Origin of the sequence: Cognatundibacterium aquatile (assembly GCF_014699135.1) — a bacterium.
GTDB lineage: Bacteria > Pseudomonadota > Gammaproteobacteria > Burkholderiales > Burkholderiaceae_D > Undibacterium > Undibacterium aquatile.
In genome coordinates this window covers 452,819-475,570 of the sequence record NZ_JACOFT010000003.1, presented here as the reverse complement: position 1 = coordinate 475,570, position 22,752 = coordinate 452,819, and the positions used below count along the sequence as shown (strand labels likewise).

Genomic DNA, 22,752 nt, shown 5'->3' with positions numbered 1-22,752 from the left:
CGCTACCAAAGGACTACTATGAGTTTCTCTCCATTTCGCTGGATAGGCCAGGGCTTCCGATATCTGTGGCGCGCGCTGGATTTCAGCCGCCGGGTTTTGTTGAATTTGCTGCTGCTGGTATTTTTCATCGCGCTGCTGATCGGCATTTTTTCCGGTGGAGTCAAAAAGCTGGAAGACAAGACCGCCCTGATTCTGGATTTCAAAGGGGCGCTGGTTGAACAACACTCGGGCAATGCCCGCGAAGCTTTGCTCGCTGAAGCACAGGGTAACGCTAAAAAGAGTACGCAATTGCGCGATATACTGAGCGTGCTTGATAGCGCCGCCAAGGACGACAAGATACACAGCGCCGTTCTGCTGCTTGACGATATGGGTGGCGCTGGCTTGCCGATGTTGCGTGAAGTCGCAGCGGCGATTGACCGCTTCAAAGCGTCCGGCAAGCCCGTGATTGCATGGGGTTCAAATTTCGATCAGCGTCAGTATTTTCTGGCGGCACATGCGAATCAAGTTTATCTGCACCCTATGGGTTCCGTGATGATGACGGGCTTCGGCCGCTATCGTAACTACTACCGCGATGCGCTCGATAAAGTCGGTGTGACCGTCAATCTGCTCAAGGTCGGTACCTACAAAAGCTTTGCCGAGCCTTACATTGCGAACGAGCCATCGCCAGCCGCAATGGAAGCCGATACTTTCCTCTACAACGCGATGTGGAAAACCTATACCGACAATGTAGAGAAAGCACGCAAACTGCCTGCCGGCAGCATCATGCAGGGCATTAATGAACTGCCTGAACAAATGAAGGCCGCAGGCGACGACAGCGCCAAACTGGCGTTAAATCTGAAGCTTGTCGATGGCTTGAAAACCCGCGATGAATTGCGTGATCTGATGCTGAAAAACGGTGCCAGAGACGAACAAGGTAAAACATTCCGTCAGATTGCCTTTGACGATTATCTCGCTCGTCAGAAACCACAGCTATTCGGTAACGCGGTTGGCGTTGTGGTGGCTTCCGGTGAAATCAGCGAAGGAAATGCGACCGCGGGTTCTATCGGTGGTTTGTCGACATCGAAACTGATCCGCAAAGCGCGGGAAGATGACAGTATCAAAGCCATCGTCTTGCGTGTTGATTCGCCTGGCGGCAGTGCTTTCGGTTCCGAGTTAATCCGTCGCGAGCTCGAGCTGACGCGCAAGGCTGGTAAGCCGGTTGTCGTTTCCATGGGTAACGTTGCTGCATCAGGCGGTTACTGGATTTCCATGGCGGCCGACGAAGTGATCGCTGATGAAGCGACTGTCACCGGTTCTATCGGCGTGTTTGCGATTCTGCCGACCGCAGAAAAAGCGCTCGATAAACTCGGCGTGCACACAGGCGGCACCACGACCACTTGGCTGGGCGACGGTTTTAATCCTTTGCGTCCGCTGAGTCCGAAATTCGGTGAACTGGTACAGAGCAGTATCAATCACATTTACTCGGAATTTACCGGTAAAGCCGCAGCCGCCCGTAAAACGACTCCAGAGAAAATTGATGCTGTCGCGCAGGGACGTGTCTGGACTGGTGCGCAGGCAAAAGAACGCAATCTGGTCGATACCGTTGGCAGCTATTCCGATGCCTTAAAATCGGCTGCGAATCGCGCCAAACTCGGCAGCGATTTCCGCGTCAGTTATGTAGAACCGGAAATGTCGAAAGTTGACCGTATTTTTGATTTGCTCGGCTCACAAACGACCAAAGTACTGCAACAGCAATTCAAAGTCGCACTGGTACCGACCGGCGTACCACCGGCAGCAGCATTGCAAATGGCATCCGAACTGAGCTGGCTCGCCGACATCAATAAAGACGGCAAAGGCTATACGGCACTGACGCATTGTCTGTGTACGAATCCTTAATCTAAGGCTAGGGCTAAGCGACAGAGCATATAAAAAAGGGAGCAATCGCTCCCTTTTTTTATGTCGCTTTACATCGCAGTTTTATGCGGCAACGCGTTTCTTCGCTTCTTCATCGTAGAGCTCTTTTTTCGACAATTTGCCGACCGGCGTTTTCGGCAATTCCGGGCGAATTTCCATCGCCTGCGGCATTTCATGTTTGCCGAGTTTGTCTTTCAAAAACTCTTTCAACACATCGAAACTAAACGGCGTCTGTCCTGCTTTGAGTTTGATAAACGCTTTCGCTGCCTGACCACGATATTCATCGGGAATACCGATCACACTGACTTCCGCGACCGCCGGATGCTGGTAAATCGCTTCCTCGATATTGCGCGGATAGACATTGTAGCCGCCCGATAAAATCATATCTTTGGTGCGGTCCACGATGTAGATGAAACCGTCTTCATCCATATAGCCAACGTCGCCGGTACGGAAATAGCCGTCGGCGGTAAACGCATCGCGGGTTGCATCTGGCTTGTTCCAATAGCCTTTCATGACGTTCGCTCCGGCAACGCAGATTTCGCCGCGTTCACCTCTCGCCACAAACGTGCGCGGGTCATCGATGCTGGCAAATTTAAAGCGTATGCCCGGTGTCGGCAAACCGCAGGAACCTGCTTTACGCACACCGGAAACAGGCGTGAAAGTGCCAGTCGGTGAGGTCTCAGTCATGCCCCAGCCTTCCAGCAAAGTGCAGCCGGTAATACTCTGGAATTGCTGCAACACCTCGGCAGGTAAAGGGGCGCCGCCGGAATTACAGAATTTGAGCGAACGCAGATCGAAGTCTTTGATCTGCGGATAATGAATGATGGCGGTATACATCGTCGGCACCCCGGGAAATACCGTAATTTTTTTGGCTGCCAGATCCTTGACCACGGCTTCCACATCAAAGCGGGTATGCAGCACAATTTCTGCCCCGAGGCGGATACCGAACAACATATCCACCGTCAGCGCATAAATATGGAACAGCGGTAACACCGCCAGCAAACGCTCTTTGCCTTCTTCTAACAAGCGTGGCTCGGTCTGCGTGGTTTCTACGATCTGGCTGCAGGCAGCGGTCAGATTCGCATGGGTCAGCATCGCGCCTTTCGCCAGCCCGGTGGTGCCGCCGGTGTATTGCAAGACCGCGATCGTCTCGACAGGATCGGTCGCAGCCACGGCCGTGTACTGGCCATCATTCGCCAGCAAATCAGCAAACAACACATGTTGTGCATCCTGCGGAATCGTGCACAGCTGCGCAGCTTTATCGAGGTTAGCGCGCACCGCTTCAGGATACGGTGTCATTTCAGCGATATTGCCGACGATGAGTTTTTGCAGGCGCGTATGTGTCAGCATTTTCGCCATCTGTGGATACAGCATGCTCATGTCCAGCGTCACCAGCATATCGGTATGGCTGTCTTCTATTTTATGTTCCAGCACTTTTTCGGCGTCGAGCGGCGAGTAATTCACGACCGTGCCGCCAGCCTGCAGAATCGCAAAAAAGCTGATCACATAATGCGGCGTATTCGGCAAAAACAAACCGACATGCACGCCTGGCTTAACGCCAAGCTGCTGAAATCCTTTGGTCGCCTGATCGACCAGTGTCTGCAATTCACGGTAGCTGGTTTTCTTGCCCATGAATTCCAGTGCGGGTAAATCCGGCCAGCGGGCAACTGCATCATGCAGCAATTGCGGCACGCTGCTGAGTGTTAATGCGGCATCCCAGTGTACGCCCGCAGGGTAAGAATTGATCCAAGGTGTGTCGCTCATTTTTGTCTCCTGAATAATGGTTTTTTTGGAAAATTAAGCACAACAGATCGTCGGAGGCATGAAAAATACTCCCGGGGAGTATTTTTTAAACCCCTTTATTTATGCTGAGAATAAGCTGTTTTTTAAAGATACTCCCCTAAAATTCATAAAAATACGGTTTGAATACAGTTTCAATACAGATCGGCTACCGATAGATGCCGGATTTTTGCAGGCGACGCTATGAACGACAAAAGACCGGAAAAACCGGTCTGTGTCACTGCCGCAAAAGTAACGACAAATGCAACGATCAATGCAGAAAAAAATTCCGCCACCGCTGCGCTCCAACCTTCGCAGTGGCAGCGGAATATCGTCACTTCGCAGGCATATATTTTTTCAATTCCATTTTGCCGATCTGGTTACGATGTACTTCGTCCGGGCCATCGGCAAGGCGCAAGGTACGCGCCTGCGCATACGCATACGCCACACCGAAATCATCCGACACACCGCCACCGCCATGCGCCTGTATCGCCCAGTCGATCACCTGACAAGCCATATTCGGCGCAGCGACTTTAATCATCGCGATTTCTTTGGCTGCCGCTTTATTACCAACGGTATCCATCATCTGTGCGGCATTCAGCACCAGAAACCGTGCCTGATCAATCAGGATGCGGGCATTGGCGATGCGCTCCAGCGTCACACCCTGCTCGGCCACCCGCTTACCGAAAGCAACCCGGCTCAGCGAACGTTTGCACATGTCTTCCAACGCGCGCTCTGCCAGACCGATCAGGCGCATGCAGTGATGTATGCGGCCAGGGCCAAGACGCCCTTGCGCGATTTCAAATCCACGGCCTTCACCTAGCAACATATTCGATGCCGGTACGCGCACATTTTCAAACAAGACTTCGCCATGACCATGCGGCGCATCGTCGTAACCGAACACCGGCAAGGCGCGCAATATCGTCACGCCCGGCGTATCGCGCGGCACGATGATCATCGATTGCTGCTTGTGCCGGTTTTCATTCTGCGGATCGCTTTTGCCCATGAAAATAAACACTTTGCAGCGTGGATCATTGGCACCGGACGACCACCATTTGCGACCGTTGATCACGTAATCGTCACCATCGCGGACGATAGAAGATTCGATATTAGTCGCATCGGATGAAGCAACACCCGGCTCGGTCATTGCGAAGCAAGAACGGATTTCGCCGTTCAATAACGGTGTCAGCCATTGCTGCTGTTGCGCAGGCGTGCCGTAACGCGCCAGCACTTCCATATTGCCGGTATCGGGTGCTGAGCAGTTAAACACTTCTGCTGACCACAAGGAGCGTCCCATGATTTCGCACAATGGTGCGTATTCCAGATTCGTCAGACCCGCGCCCTGATCAGATTCCGGCAGAAACAAATTCCATAAACCAGCAGCGCGGGCTTTGGCTTTCAGTTGTTCGACAATTTTTGTCGGTATCCACACGTCGCCCGCCTGACGGTTCGCGGCGATTTCACCGAAAAATACTTTTTCATTCGGATAGATGTGCTCGTCCATAAACGCGATCAGACGTGCTTGCAACTCTTTGACTTTAGGGCTGTACTGGAAATCCATGATGATCCTCTGATATAAAGAAAATCTGCGATGCCTGAAGCATCCGATTTGATTAACTGATGACTTCAGCTGACTAAGTAACCGCCATCGACATTGATGCAGGCACCCGTCGTATAGCTTGACGCGTTGGAAGCGAGATACAACACGGTTCCCGCCATTTCATCCGGTTCGGCAATGCGTTTCATAGGAATCCGGGTCAGGGCTTTTTCCAGAATCGCCGGATTGTGGAATAAAGCGGAAGCAAATTTAGTATCGGTCGCACCCGGCAGCAATGCGTTCACACGCACGCCCATCGGCGCACATTCCTGCGCAAAGGATTTGGTCATCGCAATCACCGCTGCTTTGGTAATCGAATAAATACCCTGCATCGCGCCCGGAATAACGCCATTCACAGAGGCGACGTTGATGATGCTGCCGCCGCCATTTTTTGCCATCAACTTCGCGCCCGCGCTGCACATAAAGAAATAGCCGCGGATATTCACATCCACCGTTTTTTGAAATGCACCGACATCGGTTTCCGTGATGTGGCCGAAATGCGGATTGGTCGCCGCATTGTTCACCAGAATATCGAGACGTCCATGCGCCGCAGTGATGTCAGCAAACAAGGCATCGATCTGCGCCATTTCACCGATGTGACAAGCACGTACCTCTGCCGTGCCGCCAGCAGCCACAATCGCCGCCACGACGGACTCACAGGCTTCCGCCTTGCGACTGGACACAATCACATGCGCCCCGCGTGCGGCCAGCGTTTTTGCAATCGATTCACCAATCCCCCGGCTGGCACCGGTGACCAGTGCGACTTTGCCACTCAGATCAAACATGTCTGTCATTCTTTACTCCTAAACGTAGGTAATGCTTTTCGGGTTATTCAAGACTTCGAGATGAGAAAAATTATTCAGATACGCGAGCGCCAGACGCACTGGCCGCTCCGGCGTTGCAGTCTGTACGTGCAGCCGGGTTACGGCGCTGTTGACCAGCGACCAGTTGAGTTCGGCAAAACGGGGATCGGGAAAACCCAGCACATGCTGGCAAATCGCAGAAATCGTACCGCCGGAAGTGAAAATCGCAATGTTTTTGGCGCCGTCGTCCAGCGCTAGTTGCCGTTGCAAGGCCTGCACACAGCGTGTTTGAAACGCCCGCCAGGTTTCGCTGTAATCGGCATCGTGGTGCCCGGAAACCCAGCGTGCGACGGCTTGCGAAAAAATATCCTGAAACGCTTGCTTGCCGTTCGGCGTATGCATCAGAAAATGTTTGACTGCGGCCGGATCATCGAACTCCGGCACATGACGCGCCAACACTTCATGGTGGTTGTACTCATTAAAATCAGCGTCGGTGTGCCATGCTGAGGTGTCGGTCTGGCTCGCCTCTTGCGATTGCAGCGTGGATATACAAGCGAGTGCCGTTTGCTGATGACGTTGCATGCCGCCGGTAACGATGCGGCCTATGTTCAACTCACGCTGCGCCCACCAGCGTCCCAGATGTTGCGCCTGTTGCTGCCCCAGATCAGAAAGCTGATCGTAGTTCTGACTGCCAAACGATGCCTGCCCGTGACGTACCAGGTAAATCTGTGCCATTGTTTCCTCGTTGTGCCAACTATCTGAGCACTGAGTGTAAGACGACGGATATAATTGATCAAATGAATAGTTATTATCAAACACTATTAATATCATGCATATATCCAGAGTTGATCTGAATCTGTTTACCGTTTTTGAAGCGATTTACAGCGAGGGCAGCGTAACTCGCGCCAGCCAGCAACTGCATCTGACCCAGCCCGCGATCAGCCATGCGCTGAATCGTCTGCGGCAGATGTTTGATGACCCGCTGTTTGTGCGGCAAGGACAAACCATGGTCTCGACGCCACTGGCGCGCAGCATCATCGAACCGGTGCGACAGGCCTTGCGCGGCTTAGAGATGACACTGACCGACAATGGCAATTTCGATCCGGCGCAAGCGGTGAAGCTGTTCAATCTGGCTTTACGCGATGTGCTTGAATCGACGGTTTTACCGCCGCTACTGGAACGCATTACACAGCAGGCACCTGAAATCAATCTGGCCGCAATCCAGGTCGAACGACGTGAGCTGGTGAGTGAGCTGGCAGCAGGCACATTAGATCTGGCAATCGATATGCTGCTGCCCTTGCCGAATGAAATCCGGCGCCAGCAAATTTCACGCGACACGACCGTCGTGCTGGCGCGCCATGATCATCCGCTCATCAAAGGTAAGCTGGATCTGGATACCTATTTGCAGGCCGAACATATCCTCGCCAGCTCGCGTCGCAAAGGAATGGGGTTGGAGGATTTCGAGCTCAGTCGCTTGGGATTGCAAAGAAGAATACGGCTGCGCTGTCAGCATTATTTTGCTGCTTGCCGGGTTGTCAGTCAGACCGATTTATTACTGACCATGCCAGAGGGTTATGCGCGTATTGCGAATCAGCAATTTGGCAATCAGATTCTGCCATTGCCCGTCAGCATGCCGTCGTGGGATGTCTATCTGTACTGGCATCAGAATGTGGAACATGATCCCGCCAACCGCTGGTTACGCGAGCAGGTGATCCAGTCGGTATCGGGGAAATGAGATATGTTTTTGTGCTTGACGTACTGATTTTAGTGATCAGGCAAAACATAAAACAGATGCCGACGCACCGTAAACAATCTGCGATGAGTCGGCAACAGCAAAGAGCAGCTTATCTAGCCTCAGGATATCAATTTGAAGATACTGACATTAAAATCCAGACGCACTTTTAAACACACTACCACCCTGTGCGGTGACAACGGAATTTGTCGTATCAAAGTAAATCAGTATGCCTCTGATGCCATTGTCATACGACATCCAGGAGTTGAGCGTATAAGTCGCGCCCCGCTTGGTTGAGCCCGGCAGGTAAGTACAACCTAAGGTCTGGTTAACTTGCGCCATCGTCATACCAACGGTAATACGATTGTATCTGTCGAGATTGATATTCGCAGACGTGCAGGTTGCTGAAACCGTACCCGGTTGCTGTGGCGTAAAACCAAAACGCACCAATGGCATGACCGTCCCATTTGGCAATTGCAAAGTGGCAGTCGTCGTACTGGTAAAGTTAATCACCACTGAACCTACCGCATCGTTAGTCACTACCGCACTTTTGTACTGCCCATTTAAAGTCTGACCACCGCCGTACGAAATCCACTTACCCTGATATAAAGTGTCAGACGTCATCGGGGCTGGACCTGAGACGTACCAGACTGGTGTGCCGGCATTGTCATACATAAATCCAGCCATAAACATGGAGCCATTTTGCACTTCAATCGCAAAACCGCGACCACTTTCCGCAGGATTCCACCACCAGCCATTTTCCGGCGGAGTAGCGCCAGCTAAACCCGCGCTCAAGAGCAGTGGCGCGATCATTGCGACTTTCAGCATTTTCATTACACGACTCAGCATATAGTTACTTTCATTAAATGACTTGATCAAATCCTTGCAGGGCTGATGCAATACGGACATGCGATTGCCAAGAGTCACCTGAAAGAAACCACTACATTTTATCTAGTTATATTTTTATACATAATTGATACTTTGTAACCAATAATTACAAGGAAACAATGTTATGACGCAGACAGAGAGTGAAAGCTCGGCGGAAGCGGTATCGTCCGGTAACAAAATCCTGAATGCCATCAAAATACAAAGAGGCTCAGGACAATGACGAACTGCGAGAAACGAGAAAATAAAAATTGGAAAGGAATGAAGAGCAAGACAGCAAAGAAAACTTTGCACCTTAAAAGAGTCACAACAGAGTAGGACTACTGAGCAGTGTCGTACGCAATGCCGATCACACAAGCACCACGTTCACGATACCACGGACAATGGCAGGGGGAAAACAGAAGAAAAAAAGACGACGCGGTGGCGTCACAGATCGATGTATAGCACTGATAACTTATTTGCCGGCTGGCGGCTCATCAGGTAACAAACAGGCATCGATGATTTGCAAATCATTGTCTTTCGCAAAATTCACCACGAAATGATATGCCAACGGTTCAATATCACGAATCGCTTCGTTCACCACAACAGAACGCACGCCATTTAAAAGAATCGGGCGAACATAAGGTGAGTATTGCAGATGCGAATGCCGTCCACCGTCCGGGCTGAAACAGGACATGGCGCCGCAAAGACGCTCCGCCCAATCGCTGGGGCGAAATTGTTTTCCATCGCTGGTGATTCCCTGGATGAAAAACTCGCGTACGGGCTTATGATGAGTTTTTTTTGAATCGGCCATGTGCTCGGCTCGCTATGAAGCAAAATAAAAAAGCATCAATGCCATTATGTGACACTAAGCTTTCAAAATACATGAGTATTATATCTTATAGAAGACTTGGATCGAAACCTGAGCGTCAGATAAATATCCAAACAGGCCAACCATGATCACATCACCTCTCAATATAGTGCATTTTCAGCGATGTAAACTTTACAAATAGATACAGTCACGTCGTCAGGGTGTAACGTTTTATTAGCACCGCGGCCATTTATTGTAAAAAGCAACCAGATTCCGGGCATATTCTTTTTGCGTATCGGCATTAACAAGGCTGCAACACCGTCTGGAATAAAAGGACAACAGACCCTCATTAAATCCAGACTTCATGCTAAACAGGAAAACAAAAACATGTCAGAAATTTGGTGTCACACTTAAAAACGACGTCAGAACGACAGAAAGTGTGCAGGTGCGTGGCTAGGCTTGGATCAGGCAAGAGGCCGCACGTACTTCGCCGGGAATTAATGAATATACTGCCGCATCAACACTATTTCCGTTCAGATGCAGGCGGTTGCGCGCCAGACACTCAAGTTGCGCACCGACCTTATCGGCAACACGACGACTCGCCAGATTAGCGATGGCAATCACCAATTAAACTCTGAGCAGTCGTAATTCTGTAAAAGCGTATTGGGTAAGAAAGGACGCTACCGTTGTGGCAATGCCCTGCCCTTGCCAGCGAGGTGCTACCCAGTAACTGAGATTACCGCGCTGGTGGATGCGGTCTATCATATTGACGCCTGCCGCGCCTAACAGTTGGCCTGACTCTTTATCGAACACACCAAATTCATAGCCAGTCTGAAATGCCCGCTCTTGCGCGCAGACCGCGAACCATTCCAACGCTTGCTCTTCTGTGTATTGACGGTCACACCATCCCATCCATGGATCTGCATTGATCGCAGATTCTCGTGCAATGGCGGCAAATGCGGCCGCATCATTTTTTTCCAATGCGCGTAAGAAGATATCAGGCATGTTTCATTGTTTCATCCGTCGCGAACAGATGTGACCACAAAATGGCAATCAGACCCAGACTGAAAACGACAATAATGCCAGCAGCAACATCCACAACAATAGCGCACGCCAGACCAGACCGACGACGCTTTGCAGCGCACGTGGCGTTGCTTCGCTTCCCGGCTGACTTTCCAGCTCGAGGCTGTCAACGTCCACCGCCGTTGCATCTGCTTGCAACACCATGGCTTTTTCTTCGGGCTCACCTAATCGCAAACCCAGCGCACCACCGCCTGCGGACAAAATAATACCAACCGCCTCATCCGACCAGCGATCAGCATAATTGCGCCACGAATACACCGCGTCTTCAAAATTGCCGACAATGGCAAATGCGACGGCAGTCAAACGAGCTGGAACCCAGTCTATCCAATAGAATACTTTTGCAGCATAAACACCGAACTCTTCATTTTTCATATGCTCAGGCTCTGTCCAGGCATGTGCAAGATATTCGGCAACGCGGTACATCACAGCACAAGCCGGCCCGACAGGCATCAGAAACCAGAAAAACACCCCGAATACATTACGGTGCGTGGCGATGAGTGAACGCTCAACCGCAAGGCGGGAAATCTCCGATACATCAAGATCACTGGTATCGCGGTGTATCCAGTCCGCCAGATGACGTCTGGCAGCATCCTCGTCGCCCGCGCTGAGGGCCAGTTGTATCGAGGTAAAGTAATGGCTGTAACGACGGAATCCCAGCGTCAGATAAACAATCACCACATTCCATGCAAATGCGGCAAACGGGCTCAGACGCAGACAAAGCCAGTAGATCAAGGCGGTCGGAATTGTCAGCGAGCCGACCACAATCCACCAGCCCAGTCGGCCATGGGCAACCTTACCAGCATTGAACGAGGCTTCAATTTTATTTGCCAGCGCCTGTATCTGTGCATAGATAGGATTATCTGCACGCAAGGGTTTGAGTTGCTCAAAAAGGAGGGCAAACAAAATAGAAATAAATGTCATGATAGGCTGAACTAGATTCGCAGTCAGGCGACTGTCTTAGAAGAATTTACCGGTGCGGCAAGTGTAAACCGATTTCCCCAGATTATGAAGCTTTGTTCCTCCGAGAAATGCGTTCTCGTCATGCTCGCAGAAAATGAAACAGATTACGCAACATGCCAGCAGTCGCCCCCCAGATAAATCTGTCCTGATAAGGCATCGCATAAAACATTCTGCTCCCGCTTCCATCCGGCATTTGAAATACACGTCGCTGGTGGTGACGCGCATTCATCAGAAATGCCAACGGCACCTCAAATACAGAAGCAACTTCACCGGGATCAGTGACCGTGTCAAAAGGCGGCTTGACTAAAGAAACGATGGGGCTTACCTGATAACCCGTACCAGTTTTATAGTCGGGTAAAGCCCCCAGAATATCAATATGGGAACGCGGCAATCCAACTTCCTCTTCAGTTTCACGCAAAGCGGTTTCAGCAGCACTGCCATCAGCGATTTCAAAACGCCCGCCCGGAAAACTGATCTGCCCGGCATGTTGCTGCAAATGTGCGGCACGTTCGGTCAATAACAACGTCAGTTCTTTTTCACGCATCACGATGGGTATCAGTACTGATGCCGGACGAAATATCCGTCCTACCGCCATCAACTCTTCGTTATTGGATTCCGGAGTCCATATCGGAGGACTGGAAAAACGCTGCCTTAACCACTCTGGTGTCAGCCTATCCGCTTCGATCGCAGCCTCATCAGCAATCGAATGAATCGGTAAATGCTCGGGAGTCAAAATCAATTTAGTCACGGAAATAAACTCTTATTCGCTTAGATTTTATTTTTCAATACAACATAAAAAAAGGGACGCCGAAGGCATCCCTTTTTTGTTACGGCATAAACAGATATTACTCTGCTTTCGCTGCTGCAACTTTACGTGCTGGCAATTTCTCTTTAATACGAGCAGATTTGCCTGAACGTTCACGCAGGTAGTACAACTTAGCGCGACGTACGTCACCGCGACGTTTGACTTCGATAGAAGCGATCAGTGGAGAATACAACTGGAATGTACGCTCAACGCCTTCACCAGAAGAAATTTTACGAACGATGAAGTTGGAATTCAAACCACGGTTACGGCGGGAAATAACAACACCCTCGTAAGCCTGTGTACGTTTACGTGTACCTTCAACAACGTTAACGCTGACAACAACAGTATCACCTGGCGCAAAGTCAGGAATACTTTTACCGAGACGAGCAATTTCTTCTTGCTCTAATTTTTGGATCAGATCCATTTTTATACTCCGATAACCATCTTGCCGACGCTGCAGACATAGTCTGACTTCTGCCCGGTAGAGGATGGGGTTTAACATGCGAACCCAATAGGAACGCTCTTTTACATCCCTGCATACGCAAGGAAACTTACAAACTACTCAAAAATTTTTCATCTGCCCGACTGAGCAAACCTGCTTGCCGCGCGGCTAAAATCAAATCAGGACGTTTCAAGGCACTTGCTTCAAGCGCTCGCTGGCGTCGCCATTTTTCAATTTCAGCATGATTGCCGCTCATCAACACAGTCGGTACAGTTTGCTGCTCAAATATCTCAGGTCTGGTGTAGTGTGGACAATCCAGCAAACCATTCACGAAACTATCTTGCACAGCAGAATCATCATCGTGCAAAACACCCGGAATTTGGCGAATCACAGCGTCCATTAACGCCATCGCGGGCAATTCTCCACCCGATAATACAAAATCGCCGAGGCTGATCTCTTCATCAACGCAAGCATCCAGCAGTCGCTGATCAACCGCTTCATAGCGGCCACACAGTAAGACAACACCGGACAACTCAGATATCTGCATAACCCGCTGATGAGTCAGACGCGAACCTTGCGGTGACAGATAAATCACCTTAGGAGCTGGTTTGGCTAGTGCCATCTGACGCGCTTTTGCGGCTTCAATCGCCGACTGCAACGGCTTAGCCAGCATAACCATACCCGGGCCACCACCATACGGACGATCATCTACAGTACGGTGACGGTCAGTCGTGAAATCACGCGGATTCCACAGTTTCAACTCGCACTTGTGCTGCTCAAATGCCCGTCGTGTGACGCCCGATTGTGTAATGGCGCCAAACATTTCGGGAAACAGCGTGATGACATCAAACTGCATGCAAATGCCTTCTGATTGCATCGTATTAATAATCTGTACCCCAATCAACCTGAATTTTGCGAGCAGCCTGATCGACCTCTTTGACAAAATTATCGACAAAAGGGATCAACTTTTCATGCTTTTGCAATTCAGATTCCGGCACATCGGCAGCAGCAACCCGTAGGATAGGGTGAGCACCATTATCCATCAGATCACGAACCACGCCGAGACTTTCACCCTGCAAATTCTCGACCGCCAAGCCCATCAAATCCTGCCAGTAAAACTCTCCCTCAGACAAAGCTGGGAAGTGTTTACGTGATATTTTGATGGTCGCACCTTTCAGTGCCTCAGCAGCATTCCTGTCTGGAACGCCCACCAGTCTTGCAACTACATCTTCGCCATGAATTTTTGCTTCAAGGCGACTAACATCGTGTAAATCTGGTTTATCTATCCACCAGGTTTTAGCAGACAACATGGCATCAGCATCTGGCGAATAAGGACGAATCTTTACCCACCCATGAATACCAAATGCTCCCGAGATATAGCCCACCAGGACCAGATCTTCAGGAACATGAACTTCAACTGACATTGAGAGCAAACTATTAAGCTGCTGCTTTGCCAGACTGAGCTACCAGACGAGCAACTGCCGGAGACAATTGTGCGCCAACGCCTTGCCAGTAAGCCAGACGATCAGCAGCAACACGTACTGTTTCTGCATTGCCAGTTGCTACTGGATTGTAAAAACCGATACGCTCGATAAAGCGGCCATCGCGACGATTACGGGAATCAGTTGCAACGATATTGTAAAAAGGACGCTTTTTTGCGCCACCACGAGCTAAACGAATAACGACCATAATATTTCCAAAAAAATTGTTCTAAACGCGGAAAAAGCTGTAGATTATAGCCCGTCCAAAACAAAACAAGCAAGGACTATCAGAGATATGTGCCATAAACGTGTTGATTAGGATACCAGTCACCACGTCAGCTACAATCATTCATCTCATAAGATTTAAGAAAAACCTGATGATAACGGCACACAAGAACAAAACGTTCACTACGTTACTGGCAGCACTGGCTGGCAGCGTTGGTGCGCACAGATTTTATTTGTTTGGCAAAAGCGATTACTTGGGATGGGCACATCTCGTCAGTTTACCCATTTCAATCCTGATCAGTCATTTGTACTTCGGCTCACAACCGCTACTGACTTACAGCCTGTTTATTTTGTCATTCTTAATTGCTTTACTCGAAGCACTGGTGACAGGACTGACACCCGATGAAAAATGGGATGCCAGACATAACCAGAATTCAACGAAAACTAGCGCATCATCCTGGCCACTGGCACTAATACTGGTCTTAACCACAGGCATCGGCGCTATCGCTCTGATAGGTGTCATTGCCCGTGCATTTGATCTGCTATATACAGGTGGGGCCTACGGCTAAGTCAGATCAGCAATAAAAAAAGGACTCAGAAATGAGTCCTTTTTTTGGGTTCTGCGTCAGATGAAATCAGAACTGATCTTCATTCAAGGCGAGCACTCCGGCACTACCATCAACGATAGCAGACCGTAATCCTTGAGCAGCAGACAGGATATGGTCAGCGAAGAATCTGGCAGTAGCGATTTTTGCCTGATAAAAAGCCGCGTCACCGGACGCTGATTGCAGCTTCTGCTGTGCGATCAATGCGGCACGCGCCATCTGCCAGCCACCCAGCACGATACCGGCCAGCTTCAGGTACGGCACACTACCCGCAAATACGCCTTTGATGTCTTGCTTGAAATTGGCAACAACATAAGCAACGACGTCCTCCAGCGCAGCAGAACCAGCCGCCAATTGCTTTTGAATCGCCAACAACTCAGGCTGATTGGTAGCAGCTAATGCAACTTCCGTTTCACGAATACGAGCAATTAACGCTTTCGCTGTCGCACCGCCATCACGCGCCGTTTTACGACCAACCAGATCGTTGGCCTGAATTGCCGTCGTACCTTCGTAAATCGTGAGGATTTTGGCATCACGGTAATGCTGTGCCGCACCGGTTTCTTCAATAAAGCCCATGCCGCCATGCACCTGCACACCTGTTGATGTCACGTCCAGCGACATTTCTGTCGACCAGCCCTTGACGATAGGAACCAGATATTCATACACAGCCTGATTGGCTTTGCGAGTCGCTTCGTCTGCATGGTGATGCGCAATATCACTCAACCCGGCCGCCACATACGCCAACGCACGCGCACCTTCGGTCTGTGCACGCATAGACATCAGCATACGACGCACATCCGGATGATTGATAATCGCTACTGGACCAGCGGAGCCAGCCAGATCACGCGATTGGACGCGGTCTTTGGCGTACTGCACCGCTTTTTGATACGCACGCTCTGCCACACCGATACCTTGCATGCCCACGCCGAAACGTGCCGCATTCATCATGATGAACATGTATTCCAGACCGCGGTTTTCTTCGCCGACCAGCGTACCAATCGCACCGCCATGGTCGCCGAATTGCAACACTGCCGTCGGGCTGGCTTTAATGCCCAGCTTATGCTCGATCGAGACACAGTGTGCGTCATTGCGAGCACCCAGACTGCCATCAGCATTGACCAAGAATTTCGGTACGATAAACAGGGAGATACCTTTCACACCTTCCGGTGCATCCGGCGTGCGAGCCAGCACCAGATGGACGATATTTTCGGCCATATCGTGCTCACCATAAGTGATGAAAATTTTGGTGCCAAAAATTTTGTATGTGCCGTCACCTTGAGGAACTGCACGGCTGCGAACCATCGCCAGATCTGAACCCGCCTGCGGCTCAGTCAGGTTCATGGTGCCAGTCCATTTGCCTGAAATCAGATTTTCCAGATAAATTGCTTTTTGCTCATCACTGCCCGCAGTCAGCAGTGCTTCAATCGCGCCGTCAGTCAACAATGGACACAGTGCAAACGAAATGCTGGCCGAGTTCAGCATTTCTATGCATGGTGTAGCGACCAGCTTAGGCAAGCCCTGACCACCAAATTCCTGTGGATGCTGCACGCCCTGCCAACCTGCTTCGCCGAACATCTTGAATGCTTCTTTAAAACCTTTAGTGGTAAAAACCTGTCCGTCCTGCCAGTAACTCGGCGCTTTGTCGCCTTCCCAATTCAGCGGTGCAACGACCTCGCCAGCGAATTTTGCATTCTCTTCCAGTACCGCTTCTACAGTTTCAGATGTTGCATCTTCACAACCGGGTAAAGCATTCACTTCCGACAAGCCCGCAAGTTCGTTCATCGCGAACAGCATGTCTTTCACAGGTGCGACATAAGTCATAACATTTCCTAAAGATAGAAAAGAAAAAAGGACAGAATCAGCAATGTGTCACAACAACAAAAACACTGCTGTCAATGGCGCGACAAACCACTCATTCTGTCCAGTCTGGGCCGGTTAACAAATTAACGGCCCGCGAATTCATTAAAATCAGCCTAATTCAGCAACCAGTTGTGGCACGATTTCAAACAGATCGCCAACGATACCGTAATCAGCGACAGAGAAAATCGGTGCTTCCGGATCTTTGTTGATTGCGACAATCGTCTTGGAATCTTTCATACCCGCCAGATGCTGGATCGCGCCAGAGATACCAACGGCGATATACAGTTGAGGCGCAACGATCTTACCGGTCTGACCAACCTGCCAGTCGTTAGGGACGAAGCCCGCATCGACTGCAGCGCGAGATGCACCCATCGCTGCGCCGAGTTTGTCTGCCAATGGTTCCAGCACTTTGAATGCATCCGCAGAACCCATACCGCGACCACCGGAAACGATGATTTTCGCAGCGGTCAGTTCAGGACGATCAGACTTGGCAACTTCACGCGAAACAAAAACTGATTTACCAGAATCAGCAACTGCCGAGATAGTCTCAACAGCCGCTGAACCACCAGTTGCTGCAGCAGCGTCAAAGCCGGTTGTGCGGACAGTAATCACTTTCACAGCATCGGTGGATTGCACGGTTGCGATTGCATTACCTGCATAAATCGGGCGCTCAAATGTGTCAGGAGCATCGACTTTGGTAATTTCAGAAATCTGAGAAACGTCCAGTTTAGCGGCGACGCGTGGCAGGATATTTTTGCCGTAAGCGGTTGCCGGAGCCAGAATATGACTGTAACCAGCAGCAACAGCCAATACCTGCTCAGCGACGTTCTCCGCCAGGCCATCAGCAAAATGTGCTGCGTCAGCGTGCAAAACCTTGCTGACGCCAGCGATTTTCGCTGCTTCTGCAGCTGCAGTACCGGCATTCGAACCAGCAACCAGTACATGAACATCACCGCCGCATTGAGTCGCGGCAGTAACGGTATTCAAAGTGCTGCCCTTGAGGCCAGCATTGTCGTGTTCAGCGATGACGAGTGTAGTCATGATGTTTTCCACTTAATAAATCACCAGAATGCACTCTGGTGAAAAAATTTGTAAATAAGATGCGATAAAGCAAACTGTCGGTGAATCAGCTGCAAGCAGTTGATCAACCGATGACTTTTGCTTCGTTTTTCAGTTTGGAAACCAATGTCGCCACGTCAGGAACAATAATGCCCGCGCTGCGTTTTGCTGGTTCAACCACTTTCAGCGTCTTGACGCGGGACGCAACATCGACACCCAGATCAGCTGGTTTGACGTTATCCAACTGCTTTTTCTTCGCTTTCATAATGTTAGGCAAAGTCACATAACGTGGCTCATTCAGGCGCAAATCCGTTGTTACGATCGCTGGCAAGGTCAGGGCAACAGTTTCCAGACCGCCATCCACTTCGCGAGTGACTGTTGCCTTACCGTCTGCAACAGTTACTTTGGATGCGAAAGTTGCCTGTGGCCAGCCCAGCAAAGCTGCCAGCATCTGACCTGTCTGATTACAGTCATCATCAATGGCTTGCTTACCCAGAATGATTAATTGTGGCTGCTCTTTGTCGGCCAGCGCCTTGAGCAGTTTTGCCACTGCCAGTGGCTGCAGCTCGGCATCAGTTTCGACCAGAATGCCGCGATCCGCACCGATTGCCATTGCTGTCCGCAATGTTTCCTGACATTGTGCAACGCCGCAGGACACGGCAACAATCTCAGTAACAGCACCAGCTTCTTTCAGGCGCGTTGCTTCTTCGACGGCAATTTCATCGAATGGGTTCATCGACATTTTGACGTTGGCAATATCAACGCCTGTGCCATCAGATTTGACACGTACTTTGACGTTGTAATCGACTACTCGTTTGACTGGTACCAGGACTTTCATAGTTCTGCCTTTTTGTGAGCTAATTGGAAATACAGATGTACTTACTTCTATCGGATTTATTGCTAATTAATGCTAAGTCATGCTGAACAATCAGGTTAACCAAATCGCTGCGCCGACTTTTTGCGCGACACGTACTTTTAAAGCTGATTTAATGCTGATTGACGTATACGTAAAGTAAATCCGTTTGATTATAAATCGAAATGAGAAGATTTCGCACAATTTAGCACGATCGTTCCTTTTTTGTTTGTATTGATACTAGAGCAGAGTATCTAATCAACACCTTTCATGACTTTTTATGCGCATACACCTCACAATTTTTTTTAATTGGGCAGTCAGGTTGCCTTGCTATCGCTGATGCACTACTTAAAATGAAAATAAGCAGTCACTTTAAAAAAGTGAAGAAGCTCAGAATATAAAAAAACCCGCAAAATTTGCGGGTTTTTTTGAAACTTGAGATTTATTTGCGCTTAATAAAATACTCAAATTCGTTACTACTTTCCTGATGCGACAATAATTCATTTCCTGTTTGTTTTGAAAATGCTTTGAAGTCACGAACAGATCCGGGATCAGTTGCAAGTACGTGCAAGACCTCACCGGTAATCATTTCAGCAAGTGCCTTTTTCGTCTTCAAAATAGGCAAAGGACAATTCAGTCCACGAGCGTCAAGTTCTTTATTGAATTGCATGATTTTTCCTGTAGCAGCAAACGATGTAGCTCATTTGCAAAACATTTGACGCACCAATTCTACCGGAATTTTCATTGGCATGGTGCGATGCAGCACACTAACAACATTTACCCTGTTTATTTACTCAAGTTATGCACCAAAATATGGCAAATTGCTTTTTTAAATTTGTTCTATTTTCAAAAAAACATCTTGGCAAAAACAAGGTGAAGAAGAAAATCAGGTGATATCAACGTTAACTAGAATATTAGAATCCAATAGCTAACTTAATGTTTCATCATAGGTGAAATTCAGATATTTTTTAGAAAATAATCTGGTGAAGCAGCGCCCATATCATTACTGTTATTTACCGTTATTGATAAACGAAAGTAAGCGTCAGGTTCACGCATTGAAAATAAAAAAACCGGCACACATGCCGGCTTTTTTTATTGACTAAAATCTACTTTTACATCTGTAGCAATAACTGTAGCGATCTCGACGATCAACCCAGCTTGGCGCTGATCCACTCCGCTACACCTGCGAGCGCATTTGGCAAGCCTGAAGGATCAGTACCACCGGCTTGCGCCATGTCTGGGCGGCCACCACCTTTGCCGCCAACTTGCTGCGCCACAAAGTTAACCAGATCACCGGCTTTCACTTTAGATGTGCTATCTGCTGTCACACCAGCGATCAGACTGACCTTACCGTCGTTCACGGCGGCCAATACAATCGCAGCAGTTTTCAATTTATCTTTCAGCTTGTCCATAGTCTCACGCAAAGCTGTGACGTCGGCACCTTCCAGTGTCGCTGCCAACACTTTAATACCTTTAACATCAACCGCTTTACCGACCAGATCATCGCCCTGACTCGATGCCATTTTGGATTTCAGCGTCGCCAGTTCTTTTTCCAAAGCTTTGACGTGATCTTGTACTTGTCCGATCCGCTGCGTCAATTCTTCTGGCTGTGCTTTCAAGGCTGCAGCCGCTTCATTGATACGGCTGTTCAGACTCTGTACCAGCGCCAGCGCAACTTCACCCGTCACTGCCTCAACACGGCGAATGCCTGCCGCCACACCACTCTCTGCAACGATCTTGAACAGGCCGATATCACCGGTACGGGAAACATGCGTACCACCGCACAACTCGCGGGAAGAACCGATATCCAATACGCGGACTTCATCGCCATATTTTTCGCCGAACAATGCCATCGCACCATGTTTGACGGCATCGTCGTAACCCATCACTTGCGCCCGGGTAGCAGCATTCGCCAGAATTTCACGATTAACAATGGACTCTACCTGACGGATTTCATCAGCAGTCATAGGGCCGTTGTGACTGAAGTCAAAACGGGTTTTTTCAACGTCAACCAAAGAACCTTTTTGCGCGACATGGCTACCCAACACTTCACGCAATGCCTTGTGCATCAGATGCGTGGCTGAGTGATTCCGCATGGTTTGCGCACGAATTTCCGCATTCACTTCAGCCTTGACGTTTTGTACGATCGTCAGGCTACCTGATTTCAATACACCGTGATGACCGAAAACGTCAGCCTGAATTTTTTGAGTGTCTGCAACTTCAAATACCGCGCCATCCAAGCCCATCAATACACCTGAGTCACCGCACTGACCGCCGGATTCAGCATAGAAAGGGGTCGTGTCAAGCACAACGATCGCTTGTTGACCTGCGTTGATTTCATTAACAGCACTGCCATCAACATATAACGCAACAACCTTCGCTTCGTGTTGCAACTGATCGTAGCCGACGAACTTGGTCTTATCGCCGCTGTATTCAATGGCAGTCGCCATTTTGAATTTACCGGCAGCGCGCGCAGTCTGTCTTTGTCTTTCCATCGCGGCATTGAAACCAGCCTCATCCAACACGACATTACGCTCACGACAGATATCTGCGGTCAGATCGAGTGGGAAACCATAAGTGTCATACAAGGTGAACGCAGTTTCACCGTCAAGGTTTTTACCGTCTTTGACGAGTGCTGCTTCCAGAATTTTCATACCGTGTTCCAGCGTCTCGCCGAAACGTTCTTCTTCCGTCTTCAGGACTTGTGCGACACGCTCTGCAACCTCGGCCAGCTCGGGATAAGCGCCACCCATTTCCTTGACCAGATCCGCCACCAGCTTGTAGAAGAAAGGCTGGCTTTGCCCCAGTTTATGGCCATGACGCAAAGCCCGGCGGGTAATACGGCGCAGCACATAGCCACGGCCTTCATTACCAGGAATGATGCCATCAACAATCAGGAAACCAGCGCAACGGATATGATCGGCAATCACACGCAGGGAATTGTTTTCCAGATCGGTACAACCAGTTTCACGCGCAGCCGCCTTGATCAGGTTTTGGAAAGTATCGATTTCATAGTTGGAATGCACGTGCTGTAACACTGCTGACAAACGTTCCAGACCCATGCCCGTATCCACGCATGGTTTAGGCAATGGATGCAGAACACCGGCTTCATCTTTGTTGAACTGCATGAACACCAGATTCCAGATTTCGATGAAACGATCACCGTCTTCATCTGGCGATCCTGGTGGACCACCCCAGATTTCAGGGCCATGGTCATAGAAAATTTCGGTACACGGGCCGCAAGGACCAGTATCCGCCATCTGCCAGAAGTTATCAGATGCGTAGCGCGCACCTTTGTTATCACCGATGCGGATGATGCGTTCTACCGGTACGCCGATCTCGTTTTTCCAGATTTCGTAAGCTTCGTCGTCTTCCTGATAAACAGTGACGGTCAGCTTGTCTTTTGGCAATCCATAAACCGAGGTCAGCAATTCCCACGCATAGTGAATTGCATCTTTTTTGAAATAATCGCCAAAAGAGAAATTGCCCAGCATTTCAAAGAAAGTATGGTGACGCGCCGTATAGCCAACGTTTTCCAGATCATTGTGCTTACCACCCGCACGAACACTGCGTTGCGCCGTTGTGGCACGCGTATAACTACGCTTGTCTTGCCCCAGAAACACGTCTTTAAATTGCACCATTCCAGAATTGGTGAACAATAAAGTCGGGTCATTGCCGGGAATCAGGCTGGATGAACGCACACGGGTGTGGCCTTTAGATTCGAAAAAACTGAGGAATTTATCGCGGATTTCTGACGAGTTCATAGAGAGATAGGCCAAAGCTGAAAATGAGTTAACTTCTGATTATACGGTATAAATTCTGCCTTATAACAGGAGTCAGCGCTGTGAAATCCGAAGATTCGTCAATAAAATAGCGATCGGTGATTGCCATTGCGCCAGC

The 22,752-nt window shown here is 49.6% G+C and carries 22 protein-coding genes; 3 read left to right on the top strand and 19 right to left on the bottom strand.

The window, feature by feature from the left end:
• Nucleotides 1-18: 18 nt before the first annotated feature.
• Nucleotides 19-1,875, top strand: a complete 1,857-nt coding sequence (gene sppA, locus H8K26_RS10655) for a signal peptide peptidase SppA (RefSeq protein ID WP_190479389.1) — start codon at nt 19-21, stop codon at nt 1,873-1,875.
• Between the two features lie 81 nt (nt 1,876-1,956).
• Here the strand turns inward: sppA and H8K26_RS10650 are convergent, their stop codons facing one another.
• The 4 genes from H8K26_RS10650 to H8K26_RS10635 all read right to left on the bottom strand — a co-directional run bounded on the left by H8K26_RS10650 (nt 1,957) and on the right by H8K26_RS10635 (nt 6,807).
• Nucleotides 1,957-3,657 carry a long-chain-fatty-acid--CoA ligase gene (locus H8K26_RS10650; RefSeq protein WP_190479388.1) on the bottom strand — a complete coding sequence of 567 codons (1,701 nt, stop codon included), beginning with the start codon at nt 3,655-3,657 and terminating at the stop codon, nt 1,957-1,959.
• Between the two features lie 349 nt (nt 3,658-4,006).
• On the bottom strand, nt 4,007-5,233 hold the full coding sequence (locus H8K26_RS10645; RefSeq protein ID WP_190479386.1) for an acyl-CoA dehydrogenase: 1,227 nt from the start codon (nt 5,231-5,233) through the stop codon (nt 4,007-4,009).
• A gap of 65 nt (nt 5,234-5,298) precedes the next feature.
• A complete protein-coding gene (locus H8K26_RS10640; RefSeq protein ID WP_190479384.1) occupies nt 5,299-6,063 on the bottom strand; it encodes an SDR family oxidoreductase in 765 nt (254 codons plus the stop codon).
• A gap of 9 nt (nt 6,064-6,072) precedes the next feature.
• On the bottom strand, nt 6,073-6,807 hold the full coding sequence (locus H8K26_RS10635) for a histidine phosphatase family protein (protein ID WP_190479382.1): 735 nt from the start codon (nt 6,805-6,807) through the stop codon (nt 6,073-6,075).
• Nucleotides 6,808-6,901: 94 nt separating this feature from the next.
• Here H8K26_RS10635 and H8K26_RS10630 point away from each other — a divergent pair, with 94 nt between their 5' ends.
• Complete coding sequence (locus H8K26_RS10630; protein WP_186883113.1) at nt 6,902-7,807, top strand: LysR family transcriptional regulator; 906 nt, start codon at nt 6,902-6,904, stop codon at nt 7,805-7,807.
• Nucleotides 7,808-7,954: 147 nt separating this feature from the next.
• Here the strand turns inward: H8K26_RS10630 and H8K26_RS10625 are convergent, their stop codons facing one another.
• The 10 genes from H8K26_RS10625 to rpsP all read right to left on the bottom strand — a co-directional run bounded on the left by H8K26_RS10625 (nt 7,955) and on the right by rpsP (nt 14,458).
• On the bottom strand, nt 7,955-8,638 hold the full coding sequence (locus tag H8K26_RS10625; protein ID WP_190479381.1) for a hypothetical protein: 684 nt from the start codon (nt 8,636-8,638) through the stop codon (nt 7,955-7,957).
• 505 nt (nt 8,639-9,143) lie between these two features.
• The gene (locus H8K26_RS10620) at nt 9,144-9,482 is read right to left on the bottom strand and encodes a DUF3579 domain-containing protein (RefSeq protein WP_186896781.1); all 339 of its coding nucleotides are present in this window, start codon (nt 9,480-9,482) and stop codon (nt 9,144-9,146) included.
• Nucleotides 9,483-9,932: 450 nt separating this feature from the next.
• Nucleotides 9,933-10,103: a GNAT family N-acetyltransferase gene (locus H8K26_RS10615; RefSeq protein WP_190479379.1), complete on the bottom strand. Its 171-nt coding sequence runs from the start codon at nt 10,101-10,103 to the stop codon at nt 9,933-9,935.
• Between the two features lie 3 nt (nt 10,104-10,106).
• Entirely contained in the window at nt 10,107-10,484 is a 378-nt protein-coding gene (locus H8K26_RS10610; protein ID WP_190479377.1) for a GNAT family N-acetyltransferase, read from the bottom strand.
• Between the two features lie 48 nt (nt 10,485-10,532).
• Nucleotides 10,533-11,483, bottom strand: a complete 951-nt coding sequence (locus tag H8K26_RS10605) for a CobD/CbiB family protein (protein ID WP_190479375.1) — start codon at nt 11,481-11,483, stop codon at nt 10,533-10,535.
• 118 nt (nt 11,484-11,601) lie between these two features.
• Entirely contained in the window at nt 11,602-12,270 is a 669-nt protein-coding gene (locus tag H8K26_RS10600; RefSeq protein WP_190479373.1) for a CoA pyrophosphatase, read from the bottom strand.
• Nucleotides 12,271-12,367: 97 nt separating this feature from the next.
• Nucleotides 12,368-12,751, bottom strand: a complete 384-nt coding sequence (gene rplS / locus H8K26_RS10595; RefSeq protein WP_186883107.1) for a 50S ribosomal protein L19 — start codon at nt 12,749-12,751, stop codon at nt 12,368-12,370.
• A 127-nt stretch (nt 12,752-12,878) separates the two neighbouring features.
• Complete coding sequence (trmD, locus tag H8K26_RS10590) at nt 12,879-13,625, bottom strand: tRNA (guanosine(37)-N1)-methyltransferase TrmD (RefSeq protein WP_190479371.1); 747 nt, start codon at nt 13,623-13,625, stop codon at nt 12,879-12,881.
• Nucleotides 13,626-13,650: 25 nt separating this feature from the next.
• Nucleotides 13,651-14,193: a ribosome maturation factor RimM gene (gene rimM / locus H8K26_RS10585; RefSeq protein WP_190479369.1), complete on the bottom strand. Its 543-nt coding sequence runs from the start codon at nt 14,191-14,193 to the stop codon at nt 13,651-13,653.
• A 13-nt stretch (nt 14,194-14,206) separates the two neighbouring features.
• The gene (rpsP, locus tag H8K26_RS10580) at nt 14,207-14,458 is read right to left on the bottom strand and encodes a 30S ribosomal protein S16 (protein ID WP_110255824.1); all 252 of its coding nucleotides are present in this window, start codon (nt 14,456-14,458) and stop codon (nt 14,207-14,209) included.
• Nucleotides 14,459-14,627: 169 nt separating this feature from the next.
• Here rpsP and H8K26_RS10575 point away from each other — a divergent pair, with 169 nt between their 5' ends.
• Complete coding sequence (locus tag H8K26_RS10575) at nt 14,628-15,044, top strand: hypothetical protein (protein WP_190479367.1); 417 nt, start codon at nt 14,628-14,630, stop codon at nt 15,042-15,044.
• A 66-nt stretch (nt 15,045-15,110) separates the two neighbouring features.
• On the opposite strand, the gene H8K26_RS10570 is transcribed toward H8K26_RS10575, so the two are convergent.
• The 5 genes from H8K26_RS10570 to alaS all read right to left on the bottom strand — a co-directional run bounded on the left by H8K26_RS10570 (nt 15,111) and on the right by alaS (nt 22,616).
• Nucleotides 15,111-16,901, bottom strand: coding sequence for an acyl-CoA dehydrogenase (locus H8K26_RS10570; RefSeq protein WP_190479365.1), 1,791 nt, complete (start codon nt 16,899-16,901; stop codon nt 15,111-15,113).
• Between the two features lie 147 nt (nt 16,902-17,048).
• Nucleotides 17,049-17,981: an electron transfer flavoprotein subunit alpha/FixB family protein gene (locus H8K26_RS10565; protein ID WP_190479363.1), complete on the bottom strand. Its 933-nt coding sequence runs from the start codon at nt 17,979-17,981 to the stop codon at nt 17,049-17,051.
• A gap of 103 nt (nt 17,982-18,084) precedes the next feature.
• Nucleotides 18,085-18,837 carry an electron transfer flavoprotein subunit beta/FixA family protein gene (locus H8K26_RS10560; protein WP_186896787.1) on the bottom strand — a complete coding sequence of 251 codons (753 nt, stop codon included), beginning with the start codon at nt 18,835-18,837 and terminating at the stop codon, nt 18,085-18,087.
• A 457-nt stretch (nt 18,838-19,294) separates the two neighbouring features.
• On the bottom strand, nt 19,295-19,522 hold the full coding sequence (locus H8K26_RS10555; protein ID WP_186883101.1) for a sulfurtransferase TusA family protein: 228 nt from the start codon (nt 19,520-19,522) through the stop codon (nt 19,295-19,297).
• A 478-nt stretch (nt 19,523-20,000) separates the two neighbouring features.
• On the bottom strand, nt 20,001-22,616 hold the full coding sequence (alaS, locus tag H8K26_RS10550; protein WP_190479361.1) for an alanine--tRNA ligase: 2,616 nt from the start codon (nt 22,614-22,616) through the stop codon (nt 20,001-20,003).
• Nucleotides 22,617-22,752: the final 136 nt, after the last annotated feature.